The 22,813-nt window shown below is 55.7% G+C and carries 25 protein-coding genes, 1 tRNA gene and 1 pseudogene; 13 read left to right on the top strand and 14 right to left on the bottom strand.

All coding sequences use genetic code 11. The features are described 5' to 3' along the window. Positions 1-54 precede the first annotated feature (54 nt). From HY010_05790 to HY010_05755, 8 genes are all read right to left on the bottom strand, one after another. Positions 55-360 (bottom strand): hypothetical protein, encoded by a 306-nt coding sequence (locus tag HY010_05790; protein MBI3475221.1) that lies wholly within the window; start codon positions 358-360, stop codon positions 55-57. Between the two features lie 171 nt (positions 361-531). After that, positions 532-960 (bottom strand): energy transducer TonB, encoded by a 429-nt coding sequence (locus HY010_05785; protein ID MBI3475220.1) that lies wholly within the window; start codon positions 958-960, stop codon positions 532-534. Between the two features lie 551 nt (positions 961-1,511). Then, positions 1,512-2,174, bottom strand: coding sequence for a hypothetical protein (locus HY010_05780; GenBank protein MBI3475219.1), 663 nt, complete (start codon positions 2,172-2,174; stop codon positions 1,512-1,514). A 218-nt stretch (positions 2,175-2,392) separates the two neighbouring features. Beyond that, positions 2,393-3,241: a hypothetical protein gene (locus HY010_05775; protein ID MBI3475218.1), complete on the bottom strand. Its 849-nt coding sequence runs from the start codon at positions 3,239-3,241 to the stop codon at positions 2,393-2,395. Positions 3,242-3,452: 211 nt separating this feature from the next. Continuing rightward, on the bottom strand, positions 3,453-3,773 hold the full coding sequence (locus tag HY010_05770; GenBank protein ID MBI3475217.1) for a PEGA domain-containing protein: 321 nt from the start codon (positions 3,771-3,773) through the stop codon (positions 3,453-3,455). Positions 3,774-4,312: 539 nt separating this feature from the next. Next, positions 4,313-4,750, bottom strand: a complete 438-nt coding sequence (locus HY010_05765) for a hypothetical protein (GenBank protein MBI3475216.1) — start codon at positions 4,748-4,750, stop codon at positions 4,313-4,315. A gap of 723 nt (positions 4,751-5,473) precedes the next feature. Then, the gene (locus tag HY010_05760; GenBank protein ID MBI3475215.1) at positions 5,474-5,650 is read right to left on the bottom strand and encodes a helix-turn-helix domain-containing protein; all 177 of its coding nucleotides are present in this window, start codon (positions 5,648-5,650) and stop codon (positions 5,474-5,476) included. After that, a complete protein-coding gene (locus HY010_05755) occupies positions 5,647-5,826 on the bottom strand; it encodes a helix-turn-helix domain-containing protein (GenBank protein MBI3475214.1) in 180 nt (59 codons plus the stop codon). The genes HY010_05760 and HY010_05755 overlap by 4 nt, the downstream gene beginning before the upstream one ends. 75 nt (positions 5,827-5,901) lie before the next feature. On the opposite strand from HY010_05755, the gene HY010_05750 reads away from it, so the two are divergent. Further along, the gene (locus HY010_05750; protein MBI3475213.1) at positions 5,902-6,600 is read left to right on the top strand and encodes a hypothetical protein; all 699 of its coding nucleotides are present in this window, start codon (positions 5,902-5,904) and stop codon (positions 6,598-6,600) included. Between the two features lie 12 nt (positions 6,601-6,612). Continuing rightward, positions 6,613-7,767 (top strand): tyrosine-type recombinase/integrase, encoded by a 1,155-nt coding sequence (locus tag HY010_05745; protein ID MBI3475212.1) that lies wholly within the window; start codon positions 6,613-6,615, stop codon positions 7,765-7,767. A 14-nt stretch (positions 7,768-7,781) separates the two neighbouring features. Here the strand turns inward: HY010_05745 and HY010_05740 are convergent. After that, positions 7,782-7,857: transfer RNA gene (locus tag HY010_05740), tRNA-Ala, on the bottom strand. A 113-nt stretch (positions 7,858-7,970) separates the two neighbouring features. On the opposite strand from HY010_05740, the gene HY010_05735 reads away from it, so the two are divergent. Continuing rightward, complete coding sequence (locus HY010_05735) at positions 7,971-8,672, top strand: hypothetical protein (protein MBI3475211.1); 702 nt, start codon at positions 7,971-7,973, stop codon at positions 8,670-8,672. Between the two features lie 107 nt (positions 8,673-8,779). Here HY010_05735 and HY010_05730 read toward each other — a convergent pair whose 3' ends face one another. From HY010_05730 to HY010_05710, 5 genes are all read right to left on the bottom strand, one after another. Continuing rightward, positions 8,780-9,325 (bottom strand): DUF4199 domain-containing protein, encoded by a 546-nt coding sequence (locus tag HY010_05730; GenBank protein MBI3475210.1) that lies wholly within the window; start codon positions 9,323-9,325, stop codon positions 8,780-8,782. A gap of 54 nt (positions 9,326-9,379) precedes the next feature. Beyond that, positions 9,380-9,784, bottom strand: a complete 405-nt coding sequence (locus HY010_05725; protein ID MBI3475209.1) for a VOC family protein — start codon at positions 9,782-9,784, stop codon at positions 9,380-9,382. Positions 9,785-9,895: 111 nt separating this feature from the next. Beyond that, positions 9,896-10,372 (bottom strand): response regulator transcription factor, encoded by a 477-nt coding sequence (locus tag HY010_05720; protein MBI3475208.1) that lies wholly within the window; start codon positions 10,370-10,372, stop codon positions 9,896-9,898. A 114-nt stretch (positions 10,373-10,486) separates the two neighbouring features. Beyond that, positions 10,487-10,825, bottom strand: coding sequence for a hypothetical protein (locus HY010_05715; protein ID MBI3475207.1), 339 nt, complete (start codon positions 10,823-10,825; stop codon positions 10,487-10,489). Positions 10,826-10,872: 47 nt separating this feature from the next. Beyond that, the gene (locus HY010_05710; protein ID MBI3475206.1) at positions 10,873-11,442 is read right to left on the bottom strand and encodes a sigma-70 family RNA polymerase sigma factor; all 570 of its coding nucleotides are present in this window, start codon (positions 11,440-11,442) and stop codon (positions 10,873-10,875) included. A gap of 632 nt (positions 11,443-12,074) precedes the next feature. On the opposite strand from HY010_05710, the pseudogene tnpA reads away from it, so the two are divergent. The 10 genes and pseudogenes from tnpA (at position 12,075) to HY010_05660 (ending at position 22,793) form a co-directional block, all read left to right on the top strand. Further along, a pseudogene (gene tnpA / locus HY010_05705) lies at positions 12,075-12,521 on the top strand (IS200/IS605 family transposase). A gap of 275 nt (positions 12,522-12,796) precedes the next feature. Continuing rightward, a complete protein-coding gene (locus HY010_05700) occupies positions 12,797-13,525 on the top strand; it encodes a sigma-70 family RNA polymerase sigma factor (GenBank protein ID MBI3475205.1) in 729 nt (242 codons plus the stop codon). Continuing rightward, positions 13,522-14,193 carry a zf-HC2 domain-containing protein gene (locus tag HY010_05695; GenBank protein ID MBI3475204.1) on the top strand — a complete coding sequence of 224 codons (672 nt, stop codon included), beginning with the start codon at positions 13,522-13,524 and terminating at the stop codon, positions 14,191-14,193. The genes HY010_05700 and HY010_05695 overlap by 4 nt, the downstream gene beginning before the upstream one ends. Before the next feature lie 465 nt (positions 14,194-14,658). Next, positions 14,659-16,092 carry a hypothetical protein gene (locus tag HY010_05690; protein ID MBI3475203.1) on the top strand — a complete coding sequence of 478 codons (1,434 nt, stop codon included), beginning with the start codon at positions 14,659-14,661 and terminating at the stop codon, positions 16,090-16,092. Positions 16,093-16,128: 36 nt separating this feature from the next. Beyond that, positions 16,129-17,031, top strand: coding sequence for a hypothetical protein (locus HY010_05685; protein MBI3475202.1), 903 nt, complete (start codon positions 16,129-16,131; stop codon positions 17,029-17,031). A gap of 34 nt (positions 17,032-17,065) precedes the next feature. Continuing rightward, positions 17,066-17,860 (top strand): ribonuclease III, encoded by a 795-nt coding sequence (gene rnc / locus HY010_05680; protein MBI3475201.1) that lies wholly within the window; start codon positions 17,066-17,068, stop codon positions 17,858-17,860. Between the two features lie 48 nt (positions 17,861-17,908). Further along, positions 17,909-18,658, top strand: a complete 750-nt coding sequence (gene lepB, locus HY010_05675) for a signal peptidase I (protein ID MBI3475200.1) — start codon at positions 17,909-17,911, stop codon at positions 18,656-18,658. A 29-nt stretch (positions 18,659-18,687) separates the two neighbouring features. Continuing rightward, on the top strand, positions 18,688-19,455 hold the full coding sequence (lepB, locus tag HY010_05670) for a signal peptidase I (protein ID MBI3475199.1): 768 nt from the start codon (positions 18,688-18,690) through the stop codon (positions 19,453-19,455). Positions 19,456-19,482: 27 nt separating this feature from the next. Further along, a complete protein-coding gene (gene lepB / locus HY010_05665) occupies positions 19,483-20,271 on the top strand; it encodes a signal peptidase I (protein ID MBI3475198.1) in 789 nt (262 codons plus the stop codon). Further along, positions 20,268-22,793 carry an AsmA family protein gene (locus HY010_05660; protein ID MBI3475197.1) on the top strand — a complete coding sequence of 842 codons (2,526 nt, stop codon included), beginning with the start codon at positions 20,268-20,270 and terminating at the stop codon, positions 22,791-22,793. The genes lepB (HY010_05665) and HY010_05660 overlap by 4 nt, the downstream gene beginning before the upstream one ends. The last annotated feature ends 20 nt before the right edge of the window (positions 22,794-22,813 follow it).

The raw sequence follows: 22,813 nt of genomic DNA, 5'->3' as shown, positions 1-22,813 counted from the left end.
AATTGGGGCGGTGTTTCCATAGTTGTTGTAAACAGGCGATTACACCAACTACCGTCAATGCGTAAATCGGGACCGCAATAGCGCAGACAACTTGTCGATGTTGAAGACCACGAAGATGCCCGAAATCGCGAACAGGACCAGAGACACTCGATAGACGTAGAACGGCCAGACAGGCCACTGCCTGGCGTGCGCTTCGTTCATATACGTTCGCCACATCCGGAAGTCGTCCAGTGGCATCATGAACCACTTCACGGGTAATCCGGCTCCGACGAGTCGGAACTTCATTTGAAAATGGAGGACGTTTCCGATACTGGCTGAGGCAATACAAACCACAATCGCAGCGACAACCACCGTGGCCAATCGAAGTACCTCGAAGCCCAGATTTTAGTCGGGAAGCCTCGCTACGTCACCCCAAGTTGATGACAACTGTTGTTAACAGGCGATTACACCAACTACTCTTGGTTCGGCGTCGGGCGCGGAGCCACCTGGGGCGGTTGTTGGTGTAATCGCGAGTTACGCCAACGACCTCGTTCAGGGATTGTCTGTTCTGGCAACAGGCTTCACTGGTAGGATTTCAAAGTTGATATCGCAAGTCATTTCTACAACCACTGGCTCTCCGTTCAACTTGAAAGGCTTATAGCGCCATTGCTTTACCGCGTCCAACGAGGCATTCACCAATTCCGAAGGGCCGCTTAATACTTCAATCTGCTGGGGAACCCCATCCTTGCCGATCTCGTGACCGACCTTAACCAATCCTTGAATGCCTTTGGCAAGTGCTTCAGGAGGGTATATCGGTGCTCTGCGCAGGATATAGTTACTACGTTCCTCGGGTGTAAAGACACCGCGCACCGGACCGCGACGGATCGTGAACCCGCCCCTCGTCTGAAATTCATTTGAAGTTTGCGCGTTAGTTGCAGACATGATAACGACACTGAGCAGCGCGCCCACAAGGAATCGCATTTCGCTCTCCCGTAGTAACGACACCAACAATGGCCCTGAGGTTCCCGCAACGACCCACGGTCAGTTAGTGCAATGGCGATATTGCGACAACAGTCGCTCTGAAATGCCGCCAACTTCCCGGCTTTCATTGACTTGCTCCACCTCTAGTCCTAAGATTCCAGCCGCAGCTAAACAAGGAGAATGAACATGGAAAAACATCTATGCAGCGCCGCCTATTGGCTCGGCATCATTTGCACAGTCCTCGCGCTAATCACACGGGGACTAACAGTGTTCGGTGTTTTCGTGTTCCCGCTCCCGTCTCCAGGGAGAGTCCCGATTTCCTATAGGAGTTTCCTTGACGGAGCCATGCTTTTCTTTGTCATGGCGATTGCCAGTTCTGCAACCCTGTGGGCTAAATCGCAAAAGTCGTAGAAGGCCAACTAGAGGTTGTCGTAGAGCAAAAATTCCTGACTAGATCAGGCGATTTCACCGAGAACTGCCCCACGGTTTGCCGGAACGAGTAGTTGGTGTAATCGCGATGTTATGCGAACTTGGCTGGAGACCGCGTGGAGTCAATCGTGACAATCTAGGCGCTGGTCGCCATTCTCGTGGACGCCAATCCCGCACGACTTGACGTTGGCCTTCCCAAATGCCTCTTGTGCTTGGTGGAGTTGGCCAGTTTTGTCATAGGCTACTCCCAGTAATTCGTAGGCTATCTTCAAATGGTAGTCATCTCCAACGCTGGCTTGAACATATCGCCGACCAAAGGCGACTGCTTTCTTGTACTGCTTCGACCCAAACACCGCCCACATCAGATTCTGATAGACAATCGGTGGCACCTTGGGGTCCGCTATCGCTTTCTCGAATGCTTGGGTGGCTTGGGCAAAATCATGCTGAGCGAGAAATGCCAATCCCAAGGAGTTGTATGAGATTCCGTCTGGGTTTAGCTCGACATTGCGCTCGCAGGCCCTCACGGCGAGACTTAGTTCGTCCGTTAAGGAATAACCTTCACAGAGTTTCCACCACACCCTAGGGTTTCCAGGGTCTATTGTCGCTGCTTCCTTCAGAAGCTCCACATTTCCCTTAAAGTCTCCTACGGCGAATTTCTTGGCCGCATTCTGAATCAGTGTGTCAGCCCGGTCGCGTTCTTCGCCAGGTTGTCGCCCTGATTGGGAAAACGAGGTTGCCGAAAACAGTCCAACCACAACGATGAGAATTACCCGGCTAAGTAGCATGCCCGCTAAGCGTACAGTCTCTGAGAATGCGATTCAATCTTTAGGCAGGTGCCCAGAAAAATGGGCGGATTGTCAGTTGATGTAAACAGGCGATTTCACCAACAACTGCCCTCAGCCGGGCCGGGTAGTTGGTGTAATTGCGATTTAACGCCAACAATCACGGCGGGCAAGAGAGTCTAACGGTCTATGTTGCGGGATGGAACTAGCCTGACTTTAACTCATTCGCTCACGGTACCGTAAAATCCATGCAAACCTGATCCCGTGCCGTAAAACCCAACGACTTGCCGTGAGTTGTTGATTCCCGTCACTTCCATGTCTGGACTGTGTTGAATATTAAATCCGAAAAATGTGTTCGTATCTTTGAAGTAGACAAATCCCTCCTGCTGCCCGTCCTGAGTGGGCCCCCACGCTCCTGAAAGATCGCCGTTGTCGTTGATGCCGCCCAATCCTGTGGAGGCCGCCCCTGGGTATTGAACTTTCTGCACAACGGTCCAGCCTTTCTTGGTTTTCGCCTTAACAATACCGTGGCATCGAGCGCCGCAGATGTTTGCCGCAATCGTCTCGCTCTGGTTAATCCCGTTCGCACTCCGTGCAGTGCCGAGAGTCTTAAACACGCCATTGCGATAGACGAAGCCGAACTGACTGCCCAGTTGATAGACGCCCACTATGTCGCCAAGATCGTTGACTCCCATCAAAGCAGTCAGGGTAGATCCCGGATAGTTCAGGTAAGCGAAGTTGCCATTCTGATAGATGAATCCCTGGGCCGATCCAGTGGGATCGCACCAACCGACAATCACCCCGCTGTCATTAATTCCTTGAGCGATGGTGAAACTCGAATTGGGGCAGGCTATCGTTTGAAAACTGCCGCCCGAATACAAAAACCCTGACTGCTTGTCATTTACGACGAAGCTCCCCACAATCTGCCCGCTATTATTAATGCCGAGAGCAACCGTATATGAGCTTCCGGGCACTTGCAACGTGGTGTATTGGAAGCTCTGAGAAAAGGCGACGGTGCAGAAAAGCACAATCACAAAAATGTAAGACTGGGGCTGCGAAGGTGATTGCATGGGAGTCTCCGTCGATAGGGATTGTATGAAACACCCCTTCGATGTAGATAACGCTAACTTTCGTTTGGATGCTCTGTCAATTCAGCATGGTCTAGATGTCGTCGCAATTGCGGTGATTGTTGTAATCAGGCGTTATCACCAACAACTCAGCTCGGGGTCGGAATGTGACCCGCTGGTCAATGAGTGTAATGGCGATGTTGCTCGTATAGTTTCACTTAGATACGGCTTCCAATTCGGCACTGATTGTCACTTCTCCACCTAAAGTCTTAACGGTGCGCTCCCAAGGCCTGTATCCATTTTTTGTGATTCTGACGGAGTGTTCGCCTGGTGCTGCCGGGATCGATGAGGGTGTAGAACCGACGAAGTTCCCGTCCATTTGAATCTCCGCTCCCGGCGGAATAGAAGAAAAAAGAACCAAAGTCCGGTTGGACTCAGTGTTTTGCCCCGTGTCCGGAGGTTTTGCAGGAGGCATCGCGGCAGAACTGAGAACAATAAAAGCAGTTTCCTTGAATTTACCGTTCTTTTCGTACAATACCTTGAGACGGCCTTTGTCCCACCTTGCCTTGTAGTCGCCGGGAGGAACAGCACAACACTCACCGTGGCAACGCCTGCATTTGCTGCCATGGCTTGCCCAGCACCAGCCAGAAAGCTGCCCCCAACACCTTGTACGCATGAAATCATGTATAGCTTTCCGTCCGAAGCGTCCGCGAAGGAAACCAGTTCTGTGTGCTGTGCCGCCGAAACCTGTCTGGAGTCGCAGGTGACCTCACCTAAGCCACTGCTGGTGCAAGATGTTGTTGTTCTGGTCCCGTCTGCTTTGGAAGAGACTGCATCAGTTTCCAGTATCTTCAGGGTAACCGGATAGTCTTTGTGTTCTCCCGCCGAACACGTGGAGGCTACGAGAACAGCCACACTCGCTGCCAACGCGAAGCTTCTTCTGGAGCTTTTCATGTTCCGCACCCTTTCCAGCCTGGAGAATTTCACTTGGGGAAGTCGTTACTGTTCGGGCCACTCCTCATAGCCTAATGCACCACTGCGGTTCACCTTACGTGGAAAGCCATTGCTCGGACTCTACTCGTCCGGGGCCTGCAATATCCGTTTCCGAACCTCGGGGTCTTGCCATGCGGCAGGCGTGCTGAGAACGATGATTCCTTGCTGGACCTCGGGCTGCCAGAGTGACAATTCCCGATCCTGGCCCAATAGCTTTAGACTCTGCACTGCGCTGTCGGAATTATTCGCCACGTTCTCAAGCAATTTGCTGCGGATGATCTGCGCACGAGCCTCAGCAGGCGGGACAGGCAAATTCTTTAGCCGTTCCACCTCTTGCGCATACGCAACTGCCAGCGGAACTGAGCGCTTAATCCTTGCCATTCCTTGATTTGCACTCGCCCGCGAATATCCGGCATCGAGCAGGGCGGTGCGAATGGCCTTACCCTCGACAAGGATCGATCTTGCCACTTTGCGATGGCGAGCAGTGACGCCAGTTTTGAGGTGAGAACCGCGGGGCATGATGCAATCAGAATACGCGAAGTCACGTCGCAGCTACAGGCGTGAACAATCACCTCTCGCGATCATAGCGACTAACTACATGAGTTGCCGTTGTCGCGAAGTGCCTTTGACGGGCGAACCAATTTCTCAGAACGCCCGTCCCTTGGGTGTGTTGATGTGAGTGAGTACAACCCTCGACCCCGGCTCGGGCCGAAACCTTTTGTCATTCATGCCGGATAACCCATTGTCTCTGGCGCGTTTAAAAGGTGCCTCCCTTGACTGTGTGACTTGATGACTGAGTGACACGACGTGGGCCGCTTTCCCAAGAGACAATATCTCGCACTACCGAATACGGCGCGTCGCCCTTTGTGTCCCCAATTTCGACGTGCGCCATCCGCCCAGTAAACACCCTCGGGGACAAACGATCTCGTCTCGAAGGCGGCTGACCATTGGCTCGCACCCATTCTTTGAAATACTTCCTCCTTCGTCCTGCGTCCGGTTGGTCACCCGTCCCAAGGTTCAGCCAGAACGGTACGTGAGCCAACACTCGCACGAGATCGTCCGCGAGCACTTCAAAACGTATCAAGCAAGTCCAGCGTTTGAATCCTGGGTCACGGTATGACTTCGCCCAACGGCAACAAGCGGGATACACGCCCGGACTGATCCGGTCATAGTCCCGCCATTGAATTGCAGTTTCAGGCTCCGGTACGAGCCTCGGCCCAACCTTCTTTTGCGGTAGTGGTTTCATTTCGCCTCTCCCAGAAATCTGACGAGTTCGTCCGGGTGAAAGAGCAATCGGCGACAGATGCGCAAAGGCGTGAGCTTCCCTTCTCGCACCCATTTACGAACCGTGTGAGGCGAAACGCAGCACACTTCGGCAACGGCGATGAGATTCAAGAGTCGCGGACACCCGGTGGTCATGATTCGCTCCGCTGTTTCAAGCGAAACTCCAAGTCCGCCTTCCGGATGTACCAGCGCCCGCCAGTCTTCTGCGCAGGAAGGCGACCTGCATAGATCAGATCACGAACCCACTTTAGACTGACGCTCAGGCACCTAGCTGCCTGAGGAACCGTGCATGTGTCTTTTGTATTCTGCATCACTATCAAGCTCCTTTTGATTCGTTGTTGCGATGTTGTAGATGTAGGTGTACTATCCCCCACAGGAAGGAATCAATGGCAAAGTCATTCCTAGGAAATAAGCCACCGATTTTGGAGTTTTCCGTCATGGTAGGAGTTCAATCAGAAACCGTTACGCTGGAACAAGGCAACGTAGTTGGCCGTTGGGCTGATAATTCGGTTGATTTCATCGACCTCAAGTCCCCTCTGTTGTGCGAGAAGTTCGCGAACTGGCAAGACACACCCGAGGGCATAGTGGCCTTTACCAAGAAATACGGGCCTCTTCTCTTACGTCCATGCTTCCGCGAGGAAAGAGGGCACACGTTCTCGTTCACCGTCGATGACTGGCGATCGTGTCAGGCAAGCATTAGACGCTTATGGAATCTCAAAGCCCCTAACTTGGACATCTTCCCTGATGAATTGGCAGTCACCCTCAAGCGCTCCATCGCAGAGGGAACGTTTGTTGATTCAGGGACAGCGGTCACTGTCCAGAGTGACGAGGTGCTCCAGTTCTATCCGGGAAAGGCAACGCTTCGAGTGAATACCCTCGCCCGACTCATTGAACTGGAAGTTTCCGCCTGCCCACGTGAGTACCTGAAGGTTTGCCGATTCTGCCAAACCTGCTTTATCGAACCGGACAAGCGAGTTGTGTACTGCGGGAAGCGGAAGTGCCGAAGTCAAGGTAAGAACGAGTCCAACAGAATCGCATGGCACAGGAACAAAGCAAAGTGGACCAAGAAACACAAATCGGAATAGGAGGTGTCTCAAATGGCTCTCGTAAAACGCGGTAAGACGTGGCATTGCCACTTCGTTGTTAATGGCCAGCGCTTTCGGCAATCCCTAGGAACTAAGGACTGGCGAGAAGCACAGGCCAAAGAGAAACAACTCATCGCAGAGGCTTCCGATGGGAAACTAACGCACAATTCCACTACACTCGCCCGCCTGCCATTTGCACAGGCAGCGGATGAGTATGTGGGCGCTCGGAAACTGGAGTTGGCGCCCGCCAGCCAAGCGAAGGAAAAGCAACTCTTGGTGCAACTGCGGGCGTACTTCAAACAGGAGCCGATCAAGACCATCACTGTGAAACGGATCACCGACTACCGGACATGGAGAGCTGAACAGAAAGTTGGGCCCGCTACACTCAACGCTGAGCTGGGAATCTTGCGCCGTATTCTGAAGCGAGCAAAGCTCTGGGCACGTGTTGCTGACGATATAAGGCCGCTCAAAGAGCCGAGCACTATCGGGCGGGCAATCACTGAGGAAGAAAAGCTGCGACTTCTCAAAACGGCTGTAATGCGGCCTGAGTGGGAAACGGCTTACCTTGCGGCGATCCTTTGCCTGAACACCACTGCAAGAGGCTGTGAGTTGAAAGGGCTGCAATGGTGCGACGTGGACCTGTTCAATCGCACACTGACGATTCGCAAATCCAAAACGGCTGCGGGCGAGAGGATGGTTCCTCTCACTGAGGTATCGCTCTCCGCGCTGGCAAGGCTACGCCGAAGGGCAGAGAACTTCGGTACGGTTGAGCCGTCGCACTTTGTCTTTGCTGCTTTCGTTCCCAAGTTCACCTTCAGCGGGAAGCGAGTTATCGGCTACAACGTGACGGCTTTTGATCCGACGCGGCACGTGAAGAGCTGGCGCACGGCTTGGCGGGCACTGACCAAGAAAGCGGGCCTGCCTGGGTTCCGGTTCCACGATCTGCGGCATTGCGCTATTACACAGCTTGCGGAAAACGGCACGTCAGATTCAACAATCATGGCGATAGCGGGTCACGTGAGCCGTCGCATGCTGGAGCGGTACAGTCACGTCCGCATGGAAGCCAAGCGCACCGCAATGGAAACTCTCGCTGTGAGCACTAGAACGGCGGGTTATGACACAAAGCATGACACAAACGCCGTAGCTGCAAGCGTTCGTCCCGTCTAAGTTGTTGGGGGATTTGGTGGACCTGGTCGGGATCGAACCGACGACCTCTTCCATGCCATGGAAGCGCGCTCCCAGCTGCGCCACAGGCCCACATACTTGGAACACCCGGTGGGGACTACACTTTCAATTCTCGCCCACCTTTCGCGGGGAGTCAAACTCATCTAGGATAATGGGCGGCACAATAAGGAAGTATTTGGAGCCCCATGTCTCTCTCTCGAAACTGTTTTCGCCCGTGGATAGCTGGTGCGGTGGTGGCACTGGCTGCGGTGGCGAGTGCGCAATCGACCCCGAATGACGCTCCGCCGGTAGCGTATGCATCGGCCAGCGAACTCAACAATATCCTCGCGCAGGTGAAGCAGACGGCGCAGAACATTGACGGCGATCTGGCAAAGACGCGGGTCGAAAAGTGGAAAGCCGATTCGGCCATCAAGCGTGAGATCCAGGGCAACGTGGAGTCCCTGCGGCGCAACGTGCAATCGGCGATGCCGGAAATGATCACGCAACTCAGCAATTCTCCTGAGGATCTGGCGGCGAGTTTCAAGTTGTACCGCAACCTGGACGCGCTCTATGACGTGTTTGGACAGGTCGTCGAATCGGCGGGAGCGTTCGGCACGAAGGATGAATATCAGAATCTCAGCAACGACATGAGTTCTCTGCAAAGCGCACGACGGGCACTGGGCGAGCGCATGCAGACGTTGTCAACCGCCAAAGAAGCGGAGCTGACACGGCTCCGCAATCAGATCAAAGCAGCGCAAGCAGCGGCACCTCCTCCGACGCCAAAGAAGGTTGTGGTTGACGACACGGAGCCTCCGAAGAAAGTGGTGAAGAAGAAGGCGCCCGCGAAGCCGGCTACGACGACCACCACGCCTCCGGCGGCTGCGACGCCGCCGACCACGAAGAAGTAGTCGAGCGGCTCTTGGTTTCTCGTTTCCTGTTTCTTAGGCCTTAGGTTCCAGCCCCTCGCTGCGTTAGGGCCAAATCGCCGCGCCGCGGGTGCACTCCATTTCCCTTCTTACGTGGATGCTGGCAGCGGTGCCGGTTGAGTCTGCGGTTTCTTTTTCAGAATCAGCGCAGAGAGCAGGGTGATGACCAGTCCGACCGGGAACGGTTCGATGAAAGTCATGGCGGCGTTGAAGAGTGGGTTCTTGTACATGGCTTTCAATTTTTCCAGGTCCTGAACCTTTGTCTGGATGGTGGCCTCGGTCGCGCCCGAGGCTTTTAGCTTCTCGACCATGTGGGCGCCATATTTATCCATGAAATCGGGCATGAAGTTGAAGTAGAGAATTTCCCAACTCACCACATAGCACAGGCACGAAATCAGGGTGATGGAGATCCCGACGGCAAAACCCTTCGCGAACGTGATCTGGCCATTACCGACGTTGTCACGGTACGAGCGGATGCCGAAGTACACCAGCAAGAACGAGAGCACAATGGCCGTGTAGCCGACCACGTAGCCGCGATCAAAGCCGATCTTGTCCGCGTAAAGCATGGAGACCACCATCATCAGCGTGGAGATGGCGCCAGAAATCAGCCCGAAAATCAGTATGGTTTTTTTCATCTCGATTCGTTTCCTTATGGGGTTCTCATCTAGGTAGCTGATTGGTTGAGCCGATCAGGGTGTTTTGTTTTTATCGTCCCAACTCTTTGGTTCCCAGAGTTCTACCTTATTTCCCTCCGGGTCCATGATCCAGGCGAACTTGCCGTTCTCGTGGGACTCAGGACCTTTTAAGATTTCCACACCGCCGGCCTTAAGCTGGGCGATCATTCCCGCCATGTCGTCGATCCGATAATTGATCATGAAGCTTGATTTGCTGGGGCTAAACCAATCGCTATCTTTGGCTGCCACATGCCATGCGGTCACGCCTTTATCTTCGGCCTTATCGTCAGGCCACCGAAGCACTGCTCCTCCCCACTCCGTGAGCTGAATCCCAAGGTGTTTCTGATACCAGGCCGCAAGTGTCTTGCTACTATCTTTCGATTGAATGAACACGCCACCAATCCCCGTCACCTTCGCCATTTCAATACCCCTTCGAGGATGTGAATATACCCAAATAAGCGAGTTTCTGTCGTCATCCTTTTGGGTGGTTTTCAGGCGCGGAGGCAAAAATCACTCTTTTGAGTGAGCAATTTAGGGAAGCAGGCCGAGTTCCTTGCCCAGTTGGACGGCTTGGGTGCGGCGGCGGGCGCCTAATTTGTCGAAAACACGACTGGAATGAGTCTTGACTGTGTTCTCGCTGACATAGAGCTTTTCGGCGATCTCGCGGTTGCTCATGCCCCGGGCGATCAGTTCGAGGATTTCGAGTTCGCGGCGGGTGATGCCGAGGTCTTCCCTCTTCTTATCATCTTTAATCGTCTCGCCAGATTTGTCGCGCACAAGAGAAGAAACATCGGCGGGGACGGTGACCGGGACTTCCCGGATCACGATCTTCGGCTGCCTGGTTAATTTGAGGCCGAGCCAGATACCGAGGAGGGCGAAGGTGGCTGCGATGAGCCCGCCATAGATTTCGATCGAGTGTTCGACGACCAGGAAGTGATACTCCGTCCATTTGAGGGCGGCAATCAGGAGTCCGCCGATTAGGCCGTAGATGAGGACGTGGCGCTTCATGGGTCCCGGGGCAGGAAGGATGCACAGCAAGATTATCCCGGGCTGAACTGGACGACAAGGGCCGCTCGCAACCCCATCCTTGCTCACAAGACGCGCAAGGATGGGGGATGCGTCCTACGCTTGCTTACTTTCGCCGGCGGCTGGCCCGGCAACCCAACCCTCGCGAATTCCTCGTCGGAATCGTTCGCGCTCTTCGGGGGTCATGTGCTTGCAGCGATTCCGCATGCGGTCGCGGAAGTGGCCGCGGGCGTGACCGTGGTGTCCGAACCCGCCGAAAAGGATCCGGCAAAGAGCAAGCAGGCCGAGTCCTTGCCAGAACGTGATTTCACGCCAGCCGAAAAGCGAAGGCAGCAGCCAATTCCACAGTAGCCGTACAACTTCACCGCCGAGCGCCACAAATGCCACGATCCCGACAATTGCCAAAGGTGCGAAAAAAAACCATTTCTTTCTCATATGCGGTTCCTCATGTTTCGTAAATTCGCGTTTCCTGAAACTTGTTTTTATGCCTTCGTAAATTCTTTGTAGATCGTCTGCAAGCGCTCACGGAGATGCAGCACCGCATAGCGTTTTCGCGAGAGCAGCGTATTCACGCCTACGCCGGTATCGGCGGCGATCTCTTTGAAGCTGCGGCCTTCAAGTTCGTGCGCGACGAATACTTCGCGCTGTTCGTCGGGTAACTCGTCGAGGGCTGACTCCAGTTCGTCGATGAGCAGGTTGCGGACGAAGAGTGCATCCGGTCCGGCGTCAGGCGAAGGCAGCAGGTCTTCGATCTGCAGCTGTGGACCTTCGTCGCCTTCGCTATTTCCGGCAATCGCGGTATCACTGAAGTTCTCCGGCTTCTTCTTCCGGAAGAGGTCCGTAATGCGATTGCGGGCTACGCGAAACAACCATCCCGTAACGTGCTCGATCGGCATCAGCAGGCGATTCGCTTCCACCAGTTCGTAGAAGACGTCCTGCAGGATATCCTCGGCGTCACCGGGATCCGGGACACGGCGGCGAATGAAGTTGCGCAGGCGAGACTGCTCCTGCTCGACCACATCGGAGATCCGCTGGTCCTGTTCGATCGCCATCCGCTCCAGGCTCGCTGCGCCGCTCATCTACAGGTGTAGACGAATGAGGGGTGAAAATATTGTACGGTGGCTAGATTGTCGAGGGATGATCAGCCGTCCCTCCGGGACTTGCATCAATTCCGCCGCGCGTTCCCGGCGCTGAAGCGCCGGGCTATTTTCAGTCGCCCCTTGCGGGGCTGGGCGCCGGACGGAGATGTCGGTGTGCCGCTTGAGCGGGTGGTTACCGGATGCAATGTCGGTCACCACTTGCGAGGGCTGTTTACCGGATGCGATGTCGGTCGCCACTTGCGAGGGCTGTTTACCCGATGCGATGTCTGCTGCCGGTTGCGCGGCTCGTTACCGCATGCGATGCCTGTCGCCGGTTGCGGGGCGGGTTACCGGATGCGATGTCCGTCACCGGAATGCGAGGCTCGTTACCGCGTGCAGGATCCGTCGCGGCTTGAGGGGCTGGTTTGTGGAAGGGATTCGTCACAACTAAGCAGTGGCCGGCGTCACTGCGAGTCCGTGCACGCCCTGTGTAGGCTCAGAAAATGCGCTGGCAATCTGCGGGACAAACTGAAAATAGCCCGGCGCTTCAGCGCCGGGTTTCCAGCTCTACGATGAGTTTAGTCCCGGAGGGACGGCTGAACTGAATGGGCCACACTTACGTCTCCGCTCTCTTCCACTGCGTGTTTTCAACCAAAGGACGCCGCGGACTTATTCCGCCGGCGAAACAATCGGATCTTTAGGCGTACCTGGGAGGAATCGCACGCAAGAATGGATTCAAAGCCCTGGCCATTGGAGGTATCGACAACCACGTACACATTCTGCTGTCACTTCCGTCAACGATGGCGCTCGCCAAAGCAATACAACTCATGAAGGGCGGGTCATCAAAGTGGATGAATGATTCCGGCGCCAACGGATTCGCATGGCAGGAAGGATATGGCGCATTTTCCGTGGGGGTTTCGCAACAGGTGAGTACGATCGCATATATTCAGGCACAGGCCGAACATCATCACAAACGCGGCTTTGAAGAGGAATTTACGGCGTTCTTGACCAAACACGAGATCGCATACGACGCAAAGTATGTGATGGGCTGATCAACCGTCCCTCCGGGACTTTGAATCAGTCCCACGGAGTGTTCCCGGCGCTGGAGCGCCGGGCTATTTTCAGTCGCCCCTAACGGGGCTGGGCGCAAAATGACGCCTGGCGTATTTATTTCCTGTATTCTATTGAAAACACGTTGCTTACGGCGTGCGGAACTTCGCCAAGGGTAGCGGGGTCTAAGTAACTAAGGTGGGGATTCGGAGGTGACGAAGAATTCCTGCTGACGGGCTGCGGTAATCCTATAATTGGGGAACGCCAGGAGAACGATATGGCGGGAGCTACGACTTTGAGCGATCTCGCAAGCGCCCTCGGAGCCCGAACCCAGGAGTCCGCCGTAATCGCGGAATTGAAGGCGGGGTCCGAACAGGCTTACGTCTGGCTGATCGGTGAATTTCATCAACCGATCTACAGCCTGGTCTATCGCATCGTGAATGACCCGTCCGATGCGGCCGACACTACCCAAGAAGTTTTCTTGAAAGTCTTTCGTGGGATGAAACACTTCCACGGCGAATCGAGCCTCAAAACCTGGATCTACCGGATCGCTCTGCACGAAGCGGCCAACCGAAGACGGTGGTGGTTCCGACACAAGGCGCAAGAGACGACAATCGAGCCCGTCGAAACGGAAGGACACGAGTATTGCCTGGGGGATCGACTGGTTGATCCGGGTGAATCGCCGTTCGAGAACTTCGCGCATGGCGAGGTTCACACAGCGGTCGAAAAAGCCTTGCATCAGGTGCCCGAGCCGTTTCAGGCGGCGTTGATCCTGCGCGATCTGGAAGAGATGTCGTACGAAGAGATCGCCGAAGTGCTGCAGATTTCTCTGGGCACGGTGAAATCGCGGATCACGCGCGGACGGCAAGCATTGCGAAAAATATTGGCAGGATATGTGCGCGAGGTGGGAGCGGAAATGGGATTGCTGGCTCCGCCCGTAGAGGAAGAAGTTGAGAAAGTTTCCCAGAGATCGCGTGGTAGCAGAGAGGCTGAGGTGACATCATGAAATGCGGCGACGTCAGGGAATTGTTCTCGCCGTATCTGGATGGACAAGTGAGCGGCGTGGAGATGCACGCGCTCAGCCGCCATCTGGAACAGTGTGTCCGATGCACGCGAGAATATGCGGCGCTCCAGCGTGCGCAACAGTTGTTGGCGGGATTGGGCCCGAAGAAGGCTCCCGCGGATTTGGCTCTTAAGTTGAGAGTGGCAGTTTCGCAGAGGGTAGCGGAAGCACGTCGGCCAAGATTCCAAGGATTGCTGATCCGTGTGGAAAATGCGTTGAATGCATTCATGGTTCCGGCTACGGCTGGACTGGTAAGCGCGGTACTGATCTTTGGATTCCTGCTCGGATTCTTTGCGCTGCCGGGACAATTACAGGCTTCGAGCGGAGACGTTCCGCTGATGCTGTATAGCGCTCCGCAACTGGAGCAGACGATGTTCGGTACGTCCTTGAGCGGAAGCGGCGACGACTCGGTCGTAATCATGGCGTTCGTGGATGCCAACGGCCGGGTAGAGGACTATCGCATCCTTTCGCAGCCGGAAGATGCGGGATCGGTGCTGCCAGAAGTGAAGAAGATTCTGATCTTTACTACGTTCCGTCCGGCGCTGTCGATGGGACGGCCTACGGCGGGGCGGGCGGTGATTTCGTTCTCAAAGATCAGCGTCAGGGGCTAGGCAACAGCGCCACTTGGCACGGGCTGAAGCCCGATTCTAATTCTGACCGCATACCGCAGCGGTAAACCGCTGCGCCACCCAAAAGCAAGAGCAGTCGTTAAGCTAGCGGCGTTGAGGCTAGCGGCAGCAAAAGCAAGAAGCTGTGCAAGCTAGCAATAGTTAAAGCTAGCGGCGTTGGGGCTAGCGGCCGCAAAAGCAAGAAACAGTGAAAGCAAGTCAGTAGTGAATGCAAGAAGCAGTAGTTCGTTTGAGCCGTCCGCTGGCGGACCGGGCCCGAAGCATGAAGTGTCCGGCAGGTACCCGGCTACGTTTGACCCGGAATTCATCCCTTCGTACACTACTTCTATAGAGATCCGTCTGCGCCGCGATCGGGAGGATTCCCTGGGACGTAGTATCCGACTAACGCTGATTCTCAGTGTCGTTGTATGGGTGACATCCTCCTCTTTGGCCGAGAACGCTCCTGATGTGTCCCTGGATACGAATGAGACGCTGTTCACGGTTCTGACCGCCATCAATACCTGTGGCTACGATCAGGAATTGAATACTTCGGATCCGTTGCGGGCACAGATCAGGGCGGAAGTAAGCAAGGCGGTGCAGAACACGCCGACGGCGCAGGACGCGCTCCAGCCGATGTGTGAATTTTATCGCGAACATCAGCCTCCGGATCCGTCTCGTGACCTCGCCCAGTATGTGTCCCTGGCGCTGTACATGGAAGATGCTCCCAGCTTTGCCCTTAAAGCAAAACAGGCGGAGTTGCCGCCGGAAGCGGTCACCGTTGCGGCCTTCGTTCCGCTGCTGCAGGCGTTCTACAGCAAAGCAGGAATGCACGCAATCTGGGAGAAGAACCGTCCGCGTTACGCACAACTGACCGAGGCCTATCACGCGCCCTTGTCGAAGATGACATTCGACACCGAGATTTATCTGAAGTTGCCTTCGTCGGGATACCTGGGGCGGGAGTTTCAGGTCTTTGTCGACGCCATGGGTGCGCCCGGACAGGTGAATGCGCGGAACTATGCGTCGAACTACTACATTGTAATTTCGCCGTCGAACTCCCTGAAGATGCAGCAAATCCGGCATACGTACTTGCACTACCTGCTCGACCCGCTGGCGATGAAGAACGGGGCATCGTTCAAACGGCTGGAGCCTTTGCTCGAACAGGTCAAGAGCTCTCCCATGGACGAGGCTTTCAAGAGCAACATTTCATTGCTGGTAACGGAATGTCTGGTACGGGCGATCGAATTGCGTACTTCTGGTTCCAGCAAGACACCGGAAGCGGAGCCTTTGAAGAACCTGGATCAGTCGGACCAGGAAGGCTACGTTCTGACGCGCTATTTTTATGAGGCTTTGATCAAGTTTGAAAAAGATCCTGCCGGAATGCGCGCGATGTATGCCGAGATTCTGAATGGAATCGACGTGACCAAGGAAATGAGGCGTACGGGGCTGATCCAGTACGCGGGTGACGCGGCACCGGAATTGCTGCACCTGGCACGTCCAAGGAATGAGCAGCTGTTGCTGAATGCGGAGCGGCGTTTTGCAGCCGGCGATATCGCAACCGCGCAAAAACTGGCGCAACAGGCTCTGGATGAGAGCCAGGAAGATCCCGGGCGGGCACTATTTATTTTGGCGCAGATTGCGACGCGCAATCGCGATATTGAAGGAGCGCGCGGTTATTTTGAACGCGCTCTGCAAATGGCACACGAGCCCAAGGTGATCGCGTGGTCGCATATTTATCTGGGACGCATTTTCGATCTCAAAGAGGAACGGGACGTGGCGGTGGATCATTACCGTGCCGCGCTCGAGGTGGCTGGCATTACGCTTCCCGAAGCCAAGGTTGCGGCACAGCGTGGAATTGATCAGCCGTATGAGCCTCCAGCGTCGGCGCAGCCGCCACAACAATAAAGCGATAAGATTTTTCAAACTTTCCAGGGAGAATCCATGAAGCGAACAGCGATGGTGATGACGACGGCCCTATTGAGCATAACCGCTTGGGCCCGAACGCAGGCCTACGGTCAGGCCGCGCCGCAGACTGCACCCGCGACCCCACCCGCCGGACAAACAACCGCAGCGCAGCCTGCCGCCCCGACAGCCTCTGCTGCGAAGCGTCCACCGCAGGCCAAGACGCAGCCGGAACTCGATGCTTATAACGCCGTGGCGGCACTCAAGGATCCTGCCGCGCTCGAAAAAGGTGGTGAAGATTTCGCTATCAAGTTTCCGGATAGCGAACTGCGCAAGCTCCTGTACCAGGCTGCCATGCGCACCTACCAGGCCGCCAACAACGGGGAAAGGACCGAAGCCGTTGGCCGCAAGGTACTCAGCATGGATGGAGACGATCCCGAGGCGCTGGTAATTGTCGCAGAAGTAATTTCGGAACGGACGCGCGACTCCGATCTCGACAAGGATCAACGCTATGACGAGGCCCAGAAAATGGCGCAGAAGGCCACCCAGACGGTCGAGACCGATGTTGTCTTCAACGCCGGGACACCTCAGGAGAAGATTGATGCCTACAAATCCTTGTTGCGCTCCAACGCATATTCGGTGATGGGAACAATCGATTTCAAGAAAGACAATTTCGTGGGCGCACAAGACAATCTGCAGAAATCGATCGATGCGTATCCAGCCCAGCCTGATCCGGTTGTCGTGTTGCGCCTGGCAATCTCACTGGACAAGCAGACCAAGTACCCGGATGCACTCAAGGTCGCAAACCGCGCGGTAGAACTGACTCCGGAAGGTTCGCAACTGGGGACGCTGGCGCGACAGGAACGGAATCGCCTGCAGCAACTCACTGGAGGCACCGCGCCGCCTTCGACTCAACCACAGGCGCAGCCCCCGAAGAATTGACCGCCACATTCGCTGCACGACGGTCCACGGAATCATGAACCGACCTGACATCAGGGCGCTGGAAGAAAGCCTGGGATACCACTTCCAGCGCCAGGAACTCATCGAGCAGGCGCTCACACACAGTTCACAGGCACGGGAAGTGGAGATGTTGAATGCCACGGATATCTCCGTGCGCGAACCCTCGACCCGGCGCGGCGACAATGAAATGCTGGAGTTCCTGGGAGACGCGGTCCTGGGACTAGTGACAACGGAGTCACTCTTCCATCGCTTTCCCGGCCTGCAGGAAGGACATCTTTCCAAACTGCGCGCGCATCTGGTGGGACAGAGGCATCTGTTGCGCGTCGCCGAGCAGTTACAGATCGGCCAGTACTTGCGGCTGGGGCGTGGTGAAGAAAAAAGCGGGGGCCGCAGCAAAGGTACTTTGCTGGTGGACGCACTGGAGGCGATCCTGGCTGCGCTCTATCTCGATGGAGGATGGGCAGCCGCGCGGGACTTTATCCTTCGGACGGTAGTGGAACCGGAACTGGCGCAGATGAACCTTGAGACGAGCCAGATTCCAGTGATGGACTTCAAATCGGCATTGCAGGAAAAACTTCAGGCCGAGGGCATGCGTCAACCGGTGTACGCGCTGGTGAAAGAAGAAGGACCGGAGCATCGGAAAACATTTACTGTGGAAGTACGGTTGCCGGAGCCTGAAGTGAATGCCTTCGTGGCTAGCGCACAGGGTCCGACCAAGAAACGCGCAGAGCAGGAAGCGGCGCGGCAAGTGTTGGAACATATCGCGACGTCACCGGAATGGGCGCGAGATCGGGCTGTAAAAGACTCATAGGCCGGCGAGGGATGTAGCGAACCGGCGTGATTTACGCCGTATTATTTTATGTCGTGGAGTGAAAAATTTTCTGCCAGTGACTGGCCGGCCACCGTTCAATCGGTTGCGGGAACAATCGTGATTGCCGTTTTCGTGGTCACGTTTCTGGTGCAGGCCTTTACGATCCCCTCGGAATCGATGGAGCAGACGCTGCTCATCGGCGATTACCTCCTCGTAGACAAGTTCTGTTACGGCGAAAGCGGGCTCCTGAACCATGTCTTGCCGTATCGCAAGATCGGCCGAGGCGACATTGTGGTCTTTCACTATCCCGTGAATCCGATCCAACATTTCGTAAAACGAGTCGTGGGAGTGCCCGGTGATCGAGTACGCCTGATTAACAAGCGGGTTTATGTCAACGGATCTGAGTTACGGGAACCCTTTGTGCAATACATCGCTCCCGACCGCCAGCCTTACCGCGATGATTTTCCCCGCACCGACACGCCGGCTTTCGGCGTGACAGCGCGCTGGTGGATGCAGATGCGAAAACTGGTCGAGGACAAGCAGTTGATCGTCCCCGAAGACAGCTATTTTGTGTTGGGCGATAACCGCGACGACAGCCAGGACAGCCGGTACTGGGGCTTCGTACCGCGAGAAAATATCATTGGACGTCCGTTACTGATCTACTGGTCGGCATCGAGCCTGAACAACGATCTCACTGGATCGCCGAGCGCGGGTGATAGACTTTATCACCTTGCTTACGCTGTCACTCACATGTTCCAGATCACTCGCTGGGAGCGCACGTTCCGGCTGGTACGCTGAAAAAATCAACTTCCGAGACCGATAACCTCGTGGCCAAAGAAACCAAAACACCTGGAGAACAAAAGCCACGCGAGACTGCCGTGGAATTTCTCGCCTCCCTGGCTGAAGTGCTGGTGACAGGACTGTTCATCATCACGTTCGTGATCCAGGCCTTCGCTATTCCATCCAGTTCGATGGAGGACACGCTGCTGATCGGCGATCACCTCTTTGTAAACCGCGAACAGTTCGCTCCGCCCTCGCGTTGGATGGGACCGCTGATGCCGTACCGTACTGTGCATCACGATGAGATCGCGGTCTTCCTGTCACCCGAACAGCCGGGCCTGTTTCTGGTGAAGCGGGTCATCGGCGTTCCCGGCGACCGGATCCACTTGGTTGATGATGTTGTTTATCGCAACGGCGAGAAACTGGTAGAGCCGTTTGTCCGGCATAAGCGTGACCACAACCCGTACACCGATAATTTCCCCTCTTTGCCACCGCTGGAAGGCTACGGCGTCACCAATCGGAAATGGGCTGACGAATTGCCTTCCCATATCCAGGGACAAGACGTGGTCGTCCCGGCGGGATCGTACTTTGCGATGGGCGACAATCGCGACGTAAGCTATGACAGCCGGTTTTGGGGGTTCCTCCCCGAGGAGAATCTGATCGGACGTCCGATGTTCATCTATTGGTCCTTCGACACACCGGGCGAACAAGTCAGTGTTCCCGAAGCGGCTGACCGCGTAGGATCTTTCTTTCACACTGTTGTACATTTTTTCGATAAGACTCGGTGGTCGCGAACGCTGTCGATCCCGCGCTGAGCCGATATTCTGAAATGGAATTCACACGTGCCTAAGAAAGAAAAAGAGCAAGAAACTCCGGAAGTTGAAAAGCCGCGGGAGACGACGGTGGAATTTCTGGCATCGCTCGCTGGAGTCCTGGTCACCGGTCTCTTCATTATTACGTTTATCCTGCAGGCGTTCGAAATTCCATCGAGTTCCATGGAAGATACGCTGCTGATTGGCGATCACGTGTTCGTGAACCGCGAGCAATTCGCGGCGCCGACAAAATGGATGGGACCACTGATGCCCTATCGCGATATCCGGCGCGGGGACATCGTGGTTTTTCTCTCCCCATCCGAACGTGGGTTGTTTGTGGTGAAACGGATCATCGGCATCCCGGGGGATCACATTCATTTGCGCGATGCGGTCGTTTACCGGAATGGCGAGAAGCTGCAAGAGTCGTATACCCGCTACAAAAATGACGACCCGAATGTTGAGGTAACGCGCCCTTACCGGGAAAACTTTCCGGCTGTGCCGCCGGATATGTACGGGGTGACGCCGGAGTGGCAGGACGCGCTCCCCAAGTTCATCAAGGGTGACGACATCGTAGTGCCTCCCAGCAGTTTCTTTGCGATGGGTGACAACCGCAATGTCAGTTACGACAGCCGCTTCTGGGGATTCATCCCACAGGAAAATGTCATCGGACGGCCGATGTTTATCTACTGGTCATTTGTGACGCCGCCGAACCAGTACCAACTGCGTGACTGGAAAGACCGGGTGGGATTTGTCGCGCATATCGTCATTCATTTCTTTGACCTGAGCCGCTGGTCGCGCACCTTCAAGGTTGTGCAGTGAAATTCCTGCGTTCCAAGCGCGGGATGGCTGCGCTGGCACTACTGATTTTGATCCTGTTTCTGTTTCGCCCCGGCGTCTACAAGTTGCGGCAGAGGATCGCATGGTCGATTGGTTCGGCGATCGGCAGGAGGGTCGCGCTCGACAACGTTCGCATCCACTTGCTGCCGCGGCCGGGCTTCGATCTCGAAGGCCTGGTGATCTATGACGATCCTGCATTCAGCGCCGAGCCGATGGTGCGTGCGCAGGATGTGTCAGCGGCAATCCGTTTTCGGTCTTTACTTCGATGGCGGCTGGAAATCGCGACGCTGAGCGCGAACGAACCCAGTATTAACCTGGTCCGCAACGATCAGGGACGATGGAATCTGGCAAGCCTGATCGAGCGCAGTTCGCAGATTCCCGTCGCGCCGACCGGCAAGCCGGCCTCCGAGCGGCGTCCAGCGTTCCCCTACCTCGAAGCGACGAATGCGCGCATCAACTTCAAGATTGGACAAGCCAAGAAATCATGGGCCCTGACGGATGCGGATGTCGCGCTCTGGCAGGATAGCGAGAATTCCTGGGGCGCGCGCATGAAGGCGCAGCCGGTACGCACGGATTTCAACCTCACCGATACGGGGACGATCCAGGTCAACGCGAGTTGGCAACGCGCTGCCAGCCTGTCAGACACTCCCGTGCAGGTGGCCGTGCAATGGCAGAAGGGACAGTTAGGACAGCTCACCAAACTATTCAGCGGCAGAGATCGCGGATGGAGGGGCGGCGTGCAACTGCAGGCAAGTCTCTCGGGCACGCCGCGATCGCTGACGTTGCACAGCGCATTGAGCGTTGACGAGTTCCGGCGTTACGACATCCTGAGCAGTGGAGTGCGCCTGGCAACAACTTGTTCGGCGCATTACAGCACCGATGACAGCACGCTTGGCGATGTATTGTGCGACGCTCCTGTACAAGAGGGAACGCTTCGTTTGCAGGGCAGAGTCGGGCCGTTACGTCAGAATCCGAACTACGATTTGAGCTTCTCGGCTGAAAAAGTCCCTCTCGCTTCCCTGCTCCTGTTGTTGCGACAAACTAAGAAGAACTTGCCTGCAGATCTTGTTGCAACTGGACGCCTCGATGCCAATGTGCGAGCGGAGAGCACGGACGGCGCGATGCAATTCACTGGCGATGGTACAGCTGCCGCGGTGCGCCTGTCGTCCAACCGTGGAAAAGACGAAATTGTGTTTGGCAATGTTCCGTTGGCCGTTGTGGCTGGACGCACAAAACTCCCGCAGCGCGTAATGGTGAAGCCGCAAACGCCATCCGCAACGACAGAAGAGAATCCGATTGAAGCACATTTGCGCGTTGGGCCCTTCCCGCTTGGAATGGGTGCTCCGGCACCGGCGATGGCATCAGGATGGATTTCCGCGTCCGGCTATCGGCTTACGTTGCGCGGCGACACGCAAGTGCAAAATTTGTATCGGCTGGAAAACACGTTGGGCGTTGCGGGATTTCATCCGGTCGCAGAAGGTTCTGCCCACTTGGATGTAAGCGTCGCCGGAATATGGCAAGGATTCGCGGCTCCCCACCCAATCGGCACGGTGCAGTTGCGGAACCTGCGTACCGGCGTCCGTGGACTCAATCCGCCGATCGACATTACTTCGGCAATGATGAAACTGGATGCCGATACGGTGACGCTGGACAAAATTGCCGCGCGGACGGGCGATACCCATTGGAGTGGTAGTGTCAAAGCGCCTCGCCATTGTGCACCTGAAGGCTGCGTGTTTCTGTTTGACCTGGCGGCCGACCAGCTATCGTCAGCCGGCCTGGTCGAATGGTTTACACCGAGTCCAACCAAGCGACCGTGGTATCGGATTCTGGCATTTGCGGGACCGGAGGGAAAATCTCCCCTCCTCGCAATGCGGGCACGAGGCCGGGTGCGCGTCAATCGATTGACGATCAAGAAAGTGATCGCGTCGGATATCACCGCGCAGGTCGATCTAGATCGTGGAAAGATCTCGCTCACGGGATTGCGGGCACAAGTTTTTCAAGGGACTCACCAGGGCAACTGGGTTATCGACGCTTCCACTCTGCCACCTCATTATCAGTGCGTGGGGAATCTTCAGACTGTGTCGATGGCTCAGGTTAGCGCTGCCATGAACGATCCATGGGCCACGGGGAGCGCCGACGGGAAATTCACGCTGACCACTACGGGCGATACGTTCGCGGATGTTGTGGCACACGCGGATGGTGACTTGCAGTTCACGATGCGCAATGGGACTCTGACTCATGTAGAACTTCCGGACGCCGCCAAGCCATTCCCGGTGCATCTGTTTGGCGGAGATCTGAAAGTAAAGAGCGGAGACTGGAAGCTGAATGCGGGCAGGCTCCAATCACACGACGGTATATATCAGGTCAGTGGAGCGGCTGCTCCGGGCAGTGGATTAAATCTGTTGATGACGCGCGGCGACGAACAGGCTTGGAACGTGACGGGAACGCTGCAAAAACCGAAATTCGTGCGCGCGGTGCGGACGGAAGCGCGGGCAAAACCGTAAGGCAGGTCTCAGGTCTTAGG

This window comes from Acidobacteriota bacterium (genome assembly GCA_016196065.1).
Lineage (GTDB): Bacteria > Acidobacteriota > Terriglobia > Terriglobales > Acidobacteriaceae > Acidiflorens.
Note: the sequence above shows the minus strand (reverse complement) of the source record. Positions and strands in the feature narration are given on the sequence as shown.